Origin of the sequence: Shigella sp. FC1544 (assembly GCF_001722145.1) — a bacterium.
In the GTDB taxonomy this organism is placed as follows: domain Bacteria; phylum Pseudomonadota; class Gammaproteobacteria; order Enterobacterales; family Enterobacteriaceae; genus Escherichia; species Escherichia coli.
Map to the genome: position 1 here is coordinate 1 of NZ_MECT01000024.1, position 12,574 is coordinate 12,574.

At 49.2% G+C, this 12,574-nt stretch carries 15 protein-coding genes and 2 pseudogenes; 6 read left to right on the forward strand and 11 right to left on the reverse strand.

What is annotated here, in order from left to right; translation table 11 throughout:
• A pseudogene (locus BGK49_RS02070) lies at positions 1–300 on the forward strand (IS1-like element IS1X2 family transposase); the annotation flags it as partial.
• 73 nt (positions 301–373) lie between these two features.
• Positions 374–2,346 (forward strand): annotated as a pseudogene (gene pdeR, locus BGK49_RS28920) (cyclic di-GMP phosphodiesterase).
• Here pdeR and ymiD read toward each other — a convergent pair.
• Positions 2,328–2,456 carry a protein YmiD gene (gene ymiD, locus BGK49_RS30815; RefSeq protein WP_211180493.1) on the reverse strand — a complete coding sequence of 43 codons (129 nt, stop codon included), beginning with the start codon at positions 2,454–2,456 and terminating at the stop codon, positions 2,328–2,330. The pseudogene pdeR and the gene ymiD sit on opposite strands and share 19 nt — an antisense overlap.
• Before the next feature lie 36 nt (positions 2,457–2,492).
• On the opposite strand from ymiD, the gene BGK49_RS02080 reads away from it, so the two are divergent.
• The 3 genes from BGK49_RS02080 (at position 2,493) to osmB (ending at position 3,992) form a co-directional block, all read left to right on the forward strand.
• Positions 2,493–2,666, forward strand: coding sequence for a YciZ family protein (locus tag BGK49_RS02080; RefSeq protein ID WP_001288368.1), 174 nt, complete (start codon positions 2,493–2,495; stop codon positions 2,664–2,666).
• A gap of 89 nt (positions 2,667–2,755) precedes the next feature.
• Positions 2,756–3,505: a DNA-binding transcriptional regulator YciT gene (yciT, locus tag BGK49_RS02085; RefSeq protein ID WP_001088626.1), complete on the forward strand. Its 750-nt coding sequence runs from the start codon at positions 2,756–2,758 to the stop codon at positions 3,503–3,505.
• A 268-nt stretch (positions 3,506–3,773) separates the two neighbouring features.
• Positions 3,774–3,992, forward strand: a complete 219-nt coding sequence (osmB, locus tag BGK49_RS02090; protein ID WP_000498253.1) for an osmotically-inducible lipoprotein OsmB — start codon at positions 3,774–3,776, stop codon at positions 3,990–3,992.
• 125 nt (positions 3,993–4,117) lie between these two features.
• Here the strand turns inward: osmB and yciH are convergent, their stop codons facing one another.
• The 5 genes from yciH to pgpB form a co-directional block, all read right to left on the reverse strand.
• Entirely contained in the window at positions 4,118–4,444 is a 327-nt protein-coding gene (yciH, locus tag BGK49_RS02095; protein ID WP_001362354.1) for a stress response translation initiation inhibitor YciH, read from the reverse strand.
• Positions 4,444–5,181: an orotidine-5'-phosphate decarboxylase gene (gene pyrF, locus BGK49_RS02100; protein ID WP_000176275.1), complete on the reverse strand. Its 738-nt coding sequence runs from the start codon at positions 5,179–5,181 to the stop codon at positions 4,444–4,446. Before pyrF ends, yciH begins: the two co-directional genes overlap by 1 nt.
• A gap of 192 nt (positions 5,182–5,373) precedes the next feature.
• Positions 5,374–6,543: a lipopolysaccharide assembly protein LapB gene (gene lapB / locus BGK49_RS02105; protein WP_000891353.1), complete on the reverse strand. Its 1,170-nt coding sequence runs from the start codon at positions 6,541–6,543 to the stop codon at positions 5,374–5,376.
• Between the two features lie 6 nt (positions 6,544–6,549).
• Entirely contained in the window at positions 6,550–6,858 is a 309-nt protein-coding gene (gene lapA / locus BGK49_RS02110; protein WP_000876286.1) for a lipopolysaccharide assembly protein LapA, read from the reverse strand.
• A 148-nt stretch (positions 6,859–7,006) separates the two neighbouring features.
• Positions 7,007–7,771: a phosphatidylglycerophosphatase B gene (gene pgpB, locus BGK49_RS02115; protein WP_001256538.1), complete on the reverse strand. Its 765-nt coding sequence runs from the start codon at positions 7,769–7,771 to the stop codon at positions 7,007–7,009.
• 169 nt (positions 7,772–7,940) lie between these two features.
• On the opposite strand from pgpB, the gene ribA reads away from it, so the two are divergent.
• Positions 7,941–8,531 carry a GTP cyclohydrolase II gene (ribA, locus tag BGK49_RS02120; protein ID WP_001176295.1) on the forward strand — a complete coding sequence of 197 codons (591 nt, stop codon included), beginning with the start codon at positions 7,941–7,943 and terminating at the stop codon, positions 8,529–8,531.
• 63 nt (positions 8,532–8,594) lie between these two features.
• Here the strand turns inward: ribA and acnA are convergent, their stop codons facing one another.
• The 5 genes from acnA to BGK49_RS02145 form a co-directional block, all read right to left on the reverse strand.
• Positions 8,595–11,270, reverse strand: coding sequence for an aconitate hydratase AcnA (gene acnA, locus BGK49_RS02125; protein ID WP_000099505.1), 2,676 nt, complete (start codon positions 11,268–11,270; stop codon positions 8,595–8,597).
• Between the two features lie 163 nt (positions 11,271–11,433).
• Positions 11,434–11,529, reverse strand: coding sequence for a small membrane protein YmiC (gene ymiC, locus BGK49_RS28930; protein ID WP_001310756.1), 96 nt, complete (start codon positions 11,527–11,529; stop codon positions 11,434–11,436).
• Between the two features lie 113 nt (positions 11,530–11,642).
• Positions 11,643–11,810 carry a protein YciX gene (gene yciX, locus BGK49_RS02135; RefSeq protein WP_001297116.1) on the reverse strand — a complete coding sequence of 56 codons (168 nt, stop codon included), beginning with the start codon at positions 11,808–11,810 and terminating at the stop codon, positions 11,643–11,645.
• A 2-nt stretch (positions 11,811–11,812) separates the two neighbouring features.
• Complete coding sequence (locus BGK49_RS02140) at positions 11,813–11,953, reverse strand: YmiA family putative membrane protein (protein ID WP_001300896.1); 141 nt, start codon at positions 11,951–11,953, stop codon at positions 11,813–11,815.
• 258 nt (positions 11,954–12,211) lie between these two features.
• Positions 12,212–12,574, reverse strand: a 363-nt coding sequence (locus tag BGK49_RS02145; protein WP_069375687.1) for an IS1 family transposase, incomplete at its 5' end; no start/stop codon positions are given.

Below are 12,574 nucleotides of genomic sequence, written 5' to 3' on the forward strand. Positions count from 1 at the left end.
ACGGTTGTGGCGCACGTCTTCGGTGAACGCACTCTGGCCACACTGGAGCGTCTTCTGAGCCTGCTGTCGGCCTTTGAGGTCGTGGTATGGATGACGGATGGCTGGCCGCTGTATGAATCACGCCTGAAGGGAAAGCTGCACGTTATCAGCAAGCGTTACACTCAGCGCATTGAGCGACATAATCTGAATCTGAGACAACATCTGGCAAGGCTGGGACGGAAGTCACTGTCGTTCTCAAAATCGGTGGAGCTGCATGACAAGGTCATCGGGCATTATCTGAACATAAAACACTATCAGTAAGTTGGAGTCATTACCGTCATGTTGTTCCTTTTATTTAACCGCGGACTCCGCTGTTAACCGGAGGATATGCATCATGAAAACCGTTAGGGAGTCCACATTCTCGGATCGCACAATCCATACTGGCGGTTGACGGAAAGCAGCGATGTTTTGCGCTTTTCTACCACCGAAACCACAGAACCTGATCGTACTTTGCAGTTATCTGCCGAACAGGCTGCTCGCATCAGGGAAATGACGGTCATCACCTCCAGCCTGATGATGAGTCTGACCGTCGATGAGAGCGATCTTTCTGTGCATCTGGTAGGACGAAAAATCAATAAACGGGAATGGGCTGGCAACGCGTCTGCATGGCATGACACACCGGCAGTTGCTCGTGATTTATCACACGGGCTTTCCTTTGCTGAGCAGGTAGTTTCTGAAGCACATTCCGCAATAGTGATTCTCGACAGCCGGGGGAATATCCAACGCTTCAATCGGTTATGTGAAGATTACACTGGGTTGAAAGAACACGACGTCATTGGCCAAAGCGTGTTTAAACTGTTTATGAGCCGTCGTGAAGCTGCGACATCCAGGCGCAATAACCGTGTATTTTTTCGAAGCGGCAATGCATATGAAGTCGAACTGTGGATACCAACATGTAAAGGCCAGCGGCTGTTTCTGTTTCGCAATAAATTTGTCCACAGCGGCAGTGGCAAAAACGAGATTTTTTTAATCTGTTCCGGCACCGACATTACCGAAGAGCGCCGCGCTCAGGAGCGACTGCGTATTCTGGCAAATACCGACAGTATCACCGGACTGCCGAATCGTAACGCAATGCAGGATTTAATCGATCACGCTATTAATCATGCAGATAACTATAAAGTTGGGGTTGTGTATCTTGATTTGGATAATTTCAAAAAGGTCAACGACGCCTATGGGCATTTGTTTGGTGACCAGTTATTACGCGACGTGTCATTGGCTATTTTAAGCTGTCTCGAACATGACCAGGTGTTGGCGCGTCCAGGTGGGGATGAGTTTCTGGTACTGGCATCCAACACCTCACAAAGCGCGCTGGAAGCAATGGCATCACGAATTTTGACCCGCTTACGGCTCCCCTTTCGCATTGGTTTAATTGAAGTTTATACCAGCTGTTCAGTAGGTATTGCACTCTCTCCCGAACATGGTTCAGACAGCACGGCTATTATTCGTCACGCCGACACAGCAATGTACACAGCGAAGGAAGGCGGACGAGGACAATTTTGCGTTTTTACCCCAGAAATGAATCAACGGGTATTTGAATATCTCTGGCTGGATACCAACTTGCGTAAAGCACTGGAAAACGATCAGTTGGTTATTCACTATCAACCGAAAATCACCTAGCGTGGCGAAGTGCGCAGTCTGGAAGCACTAGTACGTTGGCAGTCACCTGAACGTGGGTTGATTCCACCGTTGGACTTCATTTCCTACGCCGAAGAGTCAGGGCTAATTGTGCCTTTAGGCCGTTGGGTGATTCTCGATGTCGTACGCCAGGTGGCAAAGTGGCGGGATAAAGGCATAAACCTGCGAGTGGCGGTAAATATTTCTGCACGTCAGCTCGCCGATCAAACCATTTTCACCGCCCTGAAACAGGTTCTCCAGGAACTCAATTTTGAATACTGCCCTATAGATGTTGAACTGACAGAGAGTTGTCTGATTGAGAATGATGAACTGGCACTGTCTGTTATTCAACAATTTAGCCAACTAGGTGCGCAAGTGCATCTGGATGATTTTGGTACCGGCTACTCTTCACTTTCGCAACTGGCGCGCTTTCCGATCGATGCCATCAAACTTGACCAGGTTTTTGTTCGAGATATTCACAAACAACCTGTCTCGCAGTCACTGGTCCGGGCGATCGTCGCTGTGGCCCAGGCATTGAATCTTCAGGTGATCGCCGAAGGTGTAGAGAGTGCAAAGGAAGATGCTTTTTTAACCAAGAACGGGATCAATGAGCGGCAAGGATTTTTGTTTGCCAAACCGATGCCCGCCGTCGCCTTCGAACGCTGGTATAAACGCTATCTGAAGCGCGCATAAGTAGATGAATATATATACTTAGCGCTATATCCCGTCATTATATATCGTATTCCTGGATGATAATTAGCCGTTGCTGTTAAACACTTCTCTTTTAGCGGCAATTTTTGCATTATTCATTTTCCACTTTTGCTATAAGGATATCCTTGATGTCTGAATTTGATGCCCAGCGCGTTGCCGAACGTATTGATATTGTGTTAGATATCCTTGTGGCAGGCGATTACCACTCTGCGATCCATAATCTCGAGATACTTAAAGCAGAACTCTTGCGCCAGGTTGCTGAATCTACGCCAGACATCCCGAAGGCACCGTGGGAGATTTAACAATCGTGCCTTCAGGTTTTCCTATTTGAGGATGCCCGGCGCGTCAGTATTTTTTTATTTAGTATTATAACGTTATAAGAATTACAGCGATGAATTCCCGACAACAAACTATTCTACAGATGGTCATTGACCAGGGTCAGGTTAGCGTAACCGATCTGGCAAAAGCCACTGGAGTTTCTGAAGTTACCATTCGCCAGGATCTCAACACCCTCGAAAAACTGAGTTACCTCCGCCGTGCACATGGCTTTGCAGTTTCGCTTGATAGTGATGACGTCGAAACCCGTATGATGAGCAACTATACGCTGAAGCGTGAACTCGCCGAGTTTGCCGCGTCACTGGTTCAACCGGGCGAAACCATCTTTATCGAAAATGGCAGCAGCAATGCCCTGCTCGCCCGGACTCTGGGGGAGCAGAAGAAAAATGTCACTATCATCACGGTCAGCAGCTACATCGCGCATTTGCTGAAAGACGCGCCTTGTGAAGTCATTTTGCTCGGTGGCGTGTACCAGAAAAAAAGCGAAAGTATGGTTGGCCCGTTGACACGCCAGTGCATCCAGCAGGTGCATTTCAGCAAAGCATTTATTGGTATTGATGGCTGGCAACCTGAAACTGGATTCACCGGTCGCGATATGATGCGTACCGATGTGGTCAATGCCGTGCTGGAAAAAGAGTGCGAAGTGATAGTCCTGACTGACAGCTCGAAATTTGGTGCTGTACATTCATACTCCATCGGTCCCGTTGAGCGATTCAATCGCGTGATTACCGATTCGAAAATACGCGCCAGCGATCTGATGCATCTTGAGCACAGTAAACTCACCGTTCACGTCGTTGACATTTAACCATTTCCCTTCTCTACGGATGATTTGCAGTTTGGCAAATCATCCGCTCTAAGATGATTCCTGGTTGATAATTAAGACTATTTACCTGTTATTAACACGCTTAAGATATAAAATTATTATCAGCGATATAACAGGAAGTCATTATCACCTGCGTGATATAACCCTGCGCGCGAGCAGATTTCACGGAATAATTTCACCAGGCTTATTCTTAGCTATTATAGTTATAGAGAGCTTACTTCCGTGAATCATAAATTCAGGAGAGAGTATTATGTTTGTAACGAGCAAAAAAATGACCGCGGCTGTTCTGGCAATTACTTTGGCAATGTCTCTGAGTGCCTGTTCTAACTGGTCTAAACGGGACCGCAACACCGCAATCGGCGCGGGTGCAGGGGCATTAGGCGGTGCAGTACTGACCGATGGCAGTACGTTGGGTACATTAGGTGGTGCAGCTGTCGGTGGTGTTATTGGTCACCAGGTCGGTAAATAATCGTAAATAAATGTCGATTATCGACTCGCAATTATAATACGCTTGATTTTGTTCAGTTCGAAATAACTGAATAATACACACAGTAAAATATTCGAAAGCCACGGATATATCCGTGGCTTTTTATGTTAACCGCCTGCGAGTTTTACCTTCATCCCTTTCGCTTCAAGTAGTGATTTTAATAAATCACGCTTATCGCCCTGGATTTCAATAACTCCATCTTTAACTGCTCCGCCGCAGCCGCATTTTTTCTTCAGTTCCGCTGCAAGTTTTGTCAGTTCGGCATCATCGAGATCGATACCGGTAATCAGGCAAACGCCCTTACCTTTACGTCCACTGGTCTGACGCTGAATACGCACCACACCATCGCCTTTAGGGCGTACTGGGGCCGCTTTTGGCTCATCAATACGTCCGGTTTCCGTTGAGTAGACCAGACGGCTGTTGGAATCACTCATCATGCACTCCGCTGTAAAGAGGCGTTGATCGCTTTCAGTGTTTGCGCTGGATCTACCGATTGCGTTACCGGGCGACCAATCACCATATAATCAACACCAGCCGCCAACGCCTGTTCTGGCGTCATAATGCGGCGCTGGTCACCAGCATCACTCCCCTGCGGACGAATGCCCGGTGTAACCAGTTTGAACTCCTGACCGAATACCTGTTTAAAGCGCACAGCTTCCTGAGCAGAACACACCACACCATCAAGGCCACATTTTTGCGTCAGTGCCGCCAGACGTTCTGCATAATCTGCAGGTGACAGTGTCACGCCAAGATCGGCCAGGTCGCTAGCTTCCATGCTGGTCAACACTGTTACAGCAATCAAAAGCGGTGCATCTTTGCCAAACGGAACCAGTGCCTCACGCGCTGCGGTCATCATACGCGCCCCACCAGAGGCATGAACATTCACCATCCACACGCCTAAGTCAGCTGCAGCAGCGACAGCGTGCGCTGCAGTGTTAGGAATATCGTGGAATTTCAGGTCAAGAAAGATATCAAAACCACGCTGTTGAAGTTCGCGCACAAACTGTGGCCCAAACAATGTAAACATCTCTTTGCCGACCTTCAGACGACAATCGCGTGGGTCGATCTTGTCGACAAAGGACAGCGCGTCATCACGATTATGATAATCAAGGGCAACAACCACAGGAGAATTCGTAACAGCGCGGGAAGAAGATGAAGCAGTTAACGTCATGACCAGACCTTCTTGATGATGGGCACCGGAAGTGGCGCGAAACAGGTAAACGGCGAGCATTCTACCCGTGGAAATAAAAAATTAACAGTTGCGATTTTTCCCCTGGCAGGCTTTTTCTGCTCCGTCGTTGCCGGAGCACAATGGAACACCAATAACTAGTATGTTGTAACTAAAGTCGGATTTTTTTAAAAATTACAGGCCATCAAGACCGCGAATCGGTTTAATGGTTGACCAGGCCCGACAAGACGGACAATGCCAGTAGAGGGTGTATGCGGTAAAACCACATTTCTGGCAGCGATAACGAGGCTTACTACGTACCTTTTCGCCAACCATGTCACGCAGCACCATCAGGCTCTCTTTGGCACGCCCTTCTTCCGCTTCATTTAAGTGGTAATCCATTAACTTATGGAACACACGCATGGTCGGATGACGCTGAAGCTGGCGCGTAATATAGACCTGTGCGGCCTCACTACCGTCGCGCGCTTCGATGATATCAGCAAGCATCAATTCAGCATCGGCACCGGTGTTCTCTTCCACCGCGCGTTGCAGGAATTCTGCCCATTCGGCAGTTTTACCCAACTGCTGATAGCAGGTTTGCAACATTTCCAGCGTTTCGCTGACCAGTTCTCTGTCCTGGGATATCACGCGTTGCAAACTTTCGACGGCTTTGGCGTATTCTCCTTTCGCCATAAACACGCGTCCCATCATGATGGATACGCGGGCGCTGTTTTTATCTGCCGCCGCCCCTTTTTTTAGCAAGGTCATGGCACGATCGAGATCGTCGCTGGCCATATGCTGCAGGGCTAACTCACAGTAGAAATGGGCAATTTCGACGCGCTGTTTATCTTTACCCAGCTTCACCAGGCGTTCGGCAACATCAATTGCTTTCTGCCACTCACTGGTAGCCTGGTAGATTTGTAGCAACTGTTGCAGAGCGCCAATGCGGAAGTCAGTTTCATCGGTCAGCTGATTGAACATGTCTTCCGCGCGGTCGTATAACCCGGCGGCCATGTAATCACGCCCTAGTTGTTGAATCGCCAACAGACGCTGTTCATAGGTCAGCGAGGCGCTTTCCATTAGGGTCTGATGGATGCGAATAGCGCGATCAACTTCGCCACGCGAACGGAACAGGTTTCCGAGCGTAAGGTGGGCTTCAACGGTGCCTGTATCCTCTTTAAGCATATCGAGAAACAGGTCTACCGCTTTATCCTGTTGATTACTAAGCAGGAAGTTAACCCCCGCTACGTAATCACGCGACAAGCGGTTGGCTTCATCTTGCTTGTTTTGTTGCGCACTTCTGCGGCCCATATACCAGCCATAGGCAGCGGCTACAGGCAAAAGCAGAAACAACAACTCCAGCATAGAAAGTTATTCCTTCGCCGCTGACGAGTGCGGCACTACAGCCACGTCAGTCGCGGGTGAAAGCTGGTTTTCCAGTCGCTTTATTTTACGTTCAGCGCGCGCCAGGGAAACACGAACTCGCAGCCAGAACAGGCCACAAATCAACCAACCGATAGCAAACCCCGCAGCAAACAATACCGCCAGCAATGTGGAAATACGGTACTCCCCTTGCGCTAACAGATAATTAAACGTCACCTGTTGATCGTTCTGCGCACCCAACGTGACCGAAATCACGAAGATCGCTAACACCAGTAAGAAAATGAGTAAATATTTCACATTACTTCCCGTTATGTGGTTAGAGCGAATAAATTATGGTCAACTTACCGCAATAGCCCTTTAAAGTACCATTTTCGCGCCGTCTGCGAAATGGCATCCACGCGCATTGTTGATGATTTAAGGGCTAAATTCGGAAAATCAACCAGCGTTAACTTTCTTGTTCTCGTTGCGCTATTTCGCGATTTTCTTCCGCAGGTGGTGTTAATGGCCCACAAATTCGTTGCGCAAGCCACGTTGCCACCGCCACCAGCGCCCACGAAATCAACGTAGCTACTACCAGATCGCGTGGCCAATGCATCCCGAGCAGCAGGCGGCTTCCCATGACTCCCGTTGCCCAGACCAGCAAGATAGCAATGGTTAACGTTCGCCGACGCGGCCACAGCAAACCAACGGCCAGCAGTGCCCAACTGGCAGCAAACATCGTGTGACCGGAAGGAAAGGCAAACCCCGTCTCTTTCTGCCAGTGTGAACGCAAATATTGTGGGATATTTTTCTCTTCAGCCAACTGTTCTTTCACTAGATTTCCGCGTTCTGCTCGCTTTAAAGTGTAGAACTCATCAACCGGAATATGATGTGTTTTTTCCAGCCAGATAACAAAAGGTCGTGGTTCCTGGACTTTGTCTTTGATCCAGGATTTAACGCCTTGTCCCACAAGGATTGCGGCCGCCAGAATGGCAAATAATACAAAGGCAGCCTTAATGCGAAAACGCAGACACCAGAGAAACCAGCCGAATAAAATCAAATGTGTAATGACGCCCCAGGGCTGGGTGACAGTTTCAGTAACCCAAAAAGCCGCTTTTAGTAGCCAACTTTGTTCTCCAGGTTGCCAACGCCAGCCAGAAATCCATACGGCTACTGGCATGACAAGCAATAGTGCAGCTCCCACTGCGGTACGTCTGGCAATCGAACGCATGGCCTCTCCTTTTTGATAAGTCCCACAATCATAACTGAAAACGCCAGTTCCAGGAAAAATTGACAGATTTGTGCCATTCCGTGAACGATCGACGCGTCGTGATTAGGTGAACCCCTTCTCGTTATGGCAAAATAAGCCAATACAGAACCAGCATTATCTGGAGAATTTCATGCAGCTTAAACGTGTGGCAGAAGCCAAACTGCCAACCCCATGGGGCGATTTCCTGATGGTGGGATTTGAAGAACTGGCAACCGGACACGATCATGTCGCGCTAGTCTATGGCGATATTTCCGGGCATACCCCGGTACTTGCGCGCGTCCATTCCGAATGTCTGACCGGTGACGCCCTGTTCAGCTTGCGCTGCGATTGTGGCTTCCAGCTCGAAGCGGCATTGACGCAAATTGCCGAGGAAGGCCGTGGTATTTTGCTGTATCACCGTCAGGAAGGTCGTAACATTGGTCTGCTGAATAAAATCCGCGCTTACGCACTGCAGGATCAAGGTTACGATACCGTAGAGGCTAACCACCAGTTAGGCTTCGCCGCTGATGAGCGCGACTTCACTCTTTGCGCTGATATGTTCAAACTCCTTGGCGTCAATGAAGTCCGCTTGTTAACCAATAACCCGAAAAAAGTCGAAATTCTGACCGAAGCAGGGATTAATATTGTTGAACGCGTACCATTGATTGTAGGTCGTAACCCCAATAACGAACATTATCTCGATACCAAAGCCGAGAAAATGGGTCATTTGCTGAACAAATAACCCTCTCGCATTGTGGAATTAATTTGCTTGCCGGAAGCAAAATAACCGGCAAGCAAATACTTGTTACTTCAGCATATTACGAATGACATAATGCAAAATGCCGTCGTTCTGGTAGTAGGTCAACTCCGTCGCGGTGTCGATACGACAACGGCAGGGTACGACTTCCTGGCTACCATCCGCGCGCGTAAGCGTCACCGGAACCGTCGCGCCGGGTTGTAGATTTTGCAGGTCGCCAATATCAATCTTCTCTTTCCCGGTTAGCCCTAACGTTTTACGCGTCACGCCTTGCGGAAATTCCAGCGGCAAGATGCCCATGCCAATTAAATTCGAACGGTGAATTCGTTCAAACGATTCGGCAATCACCACACGAATACCAAGCAGACGCGGACCTTTTGCCGTCCAGTCACGGCTGGAGCCTGATCCATACTCTTTCCCGGCAATCACCGCCAGCGGCGTTTGCTCCTGCTTATAGCGCATCGCGGCATCATAGATAGAGACAACATCGCTGTCAGGTAAATGCCGCGTCATCCCCCCTTCAACGCCAGGCACCATTTCATTACGGATGCGAATATTGGCGAAGGTGCCGCGCATCATCACTTCATGGTTACCACGCCGCGAACCGTAGGAGTTAAAGTCTTTTCGCTCAACACCCCGACCTTGTAGATATCGACCCGCCGGGCTGTCGGGCTTAATACTGCCCGCCGGAGAGATATGGTCAGTGGTGACTGAATCCCCCAGCATTGCGAGGATCCGCGCACCGTGAATATCTTCCACAGGTGCTGGTGTTGCCTGCATTTCATCAAAGAAAGGCGATAAGCGAATATAGGTTGAATCCTCCTGCCAACCGTAGGTATCGGATCGTGTGACGTTAATTTCCTTCCACTCTGCTGTGCCTTCAAAAACTTCTGCGTACTCTTTACGGAACATTTCTGTGGAGACTTGTTCTACCGCACGGGCAATTTCTTGTGCCGATGGCCAGATATCTTTCAGATAAACCGGGTCGCCTTTACGATCATGACCAATCGGCTCAGCAGCCAGGTTGATATTCATATTTCCCGCCAGCGCATAGGCAACCACCAGCGGCGGCGAGGCCAGCCAGTTAGTTTTAACCAGCGGATGGATACGGCCTTCAAAGTTACGGTTGCCGGACAGCACCGCACCGACGGTTAAATCGCCTTTTTTGATTGCCGTTTCGATAGGATCGGGCAGCGGCCCAGAGTTACCAATACAGGTGGTACAACCGTATCCCACAAGGTTAAACCCCAGTTCGTCGAGATACGGTGTCAGTTTCGCTTTTGCCAGATAATCAGAAACGACTTTCGAACCCGGTGCCAGCGACGCTTTGACCCACGGTTGCCGCTTGAGGCCCAGAGTTACGGCTTTTTTCGCCAGCAAGCCTGCGGCCATCAGCACACTTGGGTTAGAGGTGTTGGTGCACGAGGTTATCGCAGCAATGACCACAGCGCCATCAGGTAACTGATACTGATGTCCGTTCATAACATAATCGACCGGCTGGCGATCTTTATGCGTGGCATTCACTTCCAGTTCGTTACTGGCGGCAAATGCTTTTGGTACATCGGGCAGTGCAACGCGATCCTGTGGGCGTTTTGGCCCTGCCAGGCTCGCTTCAACGTCATTCATATCCAGTTCTAACGTACTGGTAAAAATCGGTTCATCGCCCGGGTTACGCCACATGCCCTGCGCTTTGGCATATTTTTCGACCAACTCAACCTGATCTTCGCTGCGCCCGCTTAAACGCATGTAATCGAGGGTTACAGCATCGATTGGGAAGAAGCCACAGGTGGCACCATATTCTGGCGACATATTGGCAATGGTGGCGCGATCTGCCAGCGGTAGTGAATCCAGACCATCACCATAAAATTCGACGAATTTCCCCACCACGCCATGTTTGCGCAGCATTTGGGTAACAGTGAGAACCAGGTCTGTGGCGGTAATACCTTCACGTAATTTACCGGTAAGTTTAAAGCCCACTACGTCCGGGATAAGCATGGAAACCGGCTGGCCTAACATTGCGGCTTCTGCTTCGATCCCACCCACGCCCGACCCCAGCACGCCAAGGCCGTTGATCATAGTGGTGTGCGAGTCAGTACCAACGAGTGTATCCGGATAAGCAATCCATTCACCGTCCTGCAATTCACTCCACACTGCTTTGCCGAGATATTCGAGGTTAACCTGATGGCAAATGCCTGTGCCTGGCGGCACGACGCTAAACCGACTGAACGCTTGCTTTCCCCATTTCAGGAACACATAACGTTCGTGGTTGCGCTCCATTTCCAGGCGTACGTTTTCTTCAAATGCCTCATCATCACCAAAACGATCGACGGTCACCGAGTGGTCAATGACCAGGTCGACCGGTGAGAGCGGGTTAACCTTTGCAGTATCGCCGCCGAGGCGTTTAACCGCTTCGCGCATTGCCGCCAGATCAACAACGGCAGGTACGCCGGTAAAGTCCTGCATCAGCACCCTTGCCGGGCGGTAGGCAATTTCACGGTCAGCATGGGCATTTTTCAGCCATCCTGCCAGCGCGTGGATATCCTCTTCGGTAACCGAGTTACCATCCTGCCAGCGCAGCAGGTTTTCGAGCAAAACTTTGAGTGACTTGGGTAGACGGGTGATATCGCCCAGTGATTTAGCAGCAAGCGGCAGGCTGTAGTAGTGGTAAGTTTTATCTTTGGCCTGCAACGTGTCCTTACTGGCTTCTCGTAGGGTTGACGACATAGCTCCTCCTTAATGACAGGGTTGCGAAGCCCTGATTCTCTTCAGGGTGAATATTAAAGATAACACAAACATCGCGTAACGATTTGATAACAACCCAAATTGATAAAAGAGGAGAAACCTTGTGGCAAAGCAAATGACAACCCCGCCGCAGCGGGGTCAAGGATCAGTGAGTAATGATCCAGAGGAGTTCGGCCCAGAAGAGCATCGACAGAGAAAACGCGCCCATCCAGGACCAATATTTCATATTTGTGTTGATCATAGCCTACACCCTTAACGGTTATTATTTTGTGTTGAGATAACTCAAGCTGTTATTGCTGCGGTGTATTAAAAGCCCTTTAATTCATTAAAAATGGGTAATAAGAATGATGATAATTATTGTTTCGGCTGATCATCTTCAGCAAACAGTTCTATAAAGGCTTGCTGCTGCGATGTTAGTTGCCAGTCGTCTGGAATAACGACGGAACATTCCCGTTTCGTTTCTGTTTCATTGTCACTATGCTGGCATAATGGTGACGACTCCAGTTGCTCCTGACCGACCATAGTTATCCCCACACTTTCCAAATCAGCAGTGCGACAACCACCCAGAAAAGTGCAGAACCAAGAAAAACCGCCAGCCAGGCTTTACGTTTTAATTCAGGATCGCGGCGGGGTTCCTGATTTCCAGAAGGCATTGCTAACCTCATATAATCGCCATCACTTATCAGCAAGACGTTGAACGATTGGTGTAATTAATCATACGATGAGACAAATCCTAAAGAAACTTTAGTCAAAAATCCAGCGAATTTACGAATCGTCTCCAGTGAATAATTCAATCTTTTGACCTGAAATAGATATTTGAAAACTGGAATTTGCGAGGCGGGTAATTAGACACTACTTTACAGGTAATTTACCCTATAAATATGAGGGATAAAAATATTGTGCACGGTGGTAATGACTCCAACTTACTGATAGTGTTTTATGTTCAGATAATGCCCGATGACCTTGTCATGCAGCTCCACCGATTTTGAGAACGACAGTGACTTCCGTCCCAGCCTTGCCAGATGTTGTCTCAGATTCAGATTATGTCGCTCAATGCGCTGAGTGTAACGCTTGCTGATAACGTGCAGCTTTCCCTTCAGGCGTGATTCATACTGCGGCCAGCCATCCGTCATCCATACCACGACCTCAAAGGCCGACAGCAGGCTCAGAAGACGCTCCAGTGTGGTCAGAGTGCGTTCACCGAAGACGTGCGCCACAACCGTCCTCCGTATCCTGTCATACGCGTAAAACAGCCAGCGCTGACGTGATTTAGCACCGACGTAGCC

Coding starts and splice junctions, on each gene's coding strand:
- ymiD (WP_211180493.1), bottom strand. CDS start 2,456: ATGCAAAAATTGCCGCTAAAAGAGAAGTGTTTAACAGCAACGGCTAAT.
- BGK49_RS02080 (WP_001288368.1), top strand. CDS start 2,493: ATGTCTGAATTTGATGCCCAGCGCGTTGCCGAACGTATTGATATTGTG.
- yciT (WP_001088626.1), top strand. CDS start 2,756: ATGAATTCCCGACAACAAACTATTCTACAGATGGTCATTGACCAGGGT.
- osmB (WP_000498253.1), top strand. CDS start 3,774: ATGTTTGTAACGAGCAAAAAAATGACCGCGGCTGTTCTGGCAATTACT.
- yciH (WP_001362354.1), bottom strand. CDS start 4,444: ATGAGTGATTCCAACAGCCGTCTGGTCTACTCAACGGAAACCGGACGT.
- pyrF (WP_000176275.1), bottom strand. CDS start 5,181: ATGACGTTAACTGCTTCATCTTCTTCCCGCGCTGTTACGAATTCTCCT.
- lapB (WP_000891353.1), bottom strand. CDS start 6,543: ATGCTGGAGTTGTTGTTTCTGCTTTTGCCTGTAGCCGCTGCCTATGGC.
- pgpB (WP_001256538.1), bottom strand. CDS start 7,771: ATGCGTTCGATTGCCAGACGTACCGCAGTGGGAGCTGCACTATTGCTT.
- ribA (WP_001176295.1), top strand. CDS start 7,941: ATGCAGCTTAAACGTGTGGCAGAAGCCAAACTGCCAACCCCATGGGGC.
- acnA (WP_000099505.1), bottom strand. CDS start 11,270: ATGTCGTCAACCCTACGAGAAGCCAGTAAGGACACGTTGCAGGCCAAA.
- ymiC (WP_001310756.1), bottom strand. CDS start 11,529: ATGATCAACACAAATATGAAATATTGGTCCTGGATGGGCGCGTTTTCT.
- yciX (WP_001297116.1), bottom strand. CDS start 11,810: ATGGTCGGTCAGGAGCAACTGGAGTCGTCACCATTATGCCAGCATAGT.
- BGK49_RS02140 (WP_001300896.1), bottom strand. CDS start 11,953: ATGAGGTTAGCAATGCCTTCTGGAAATCAGGAACCCCGCCGCGATCCT.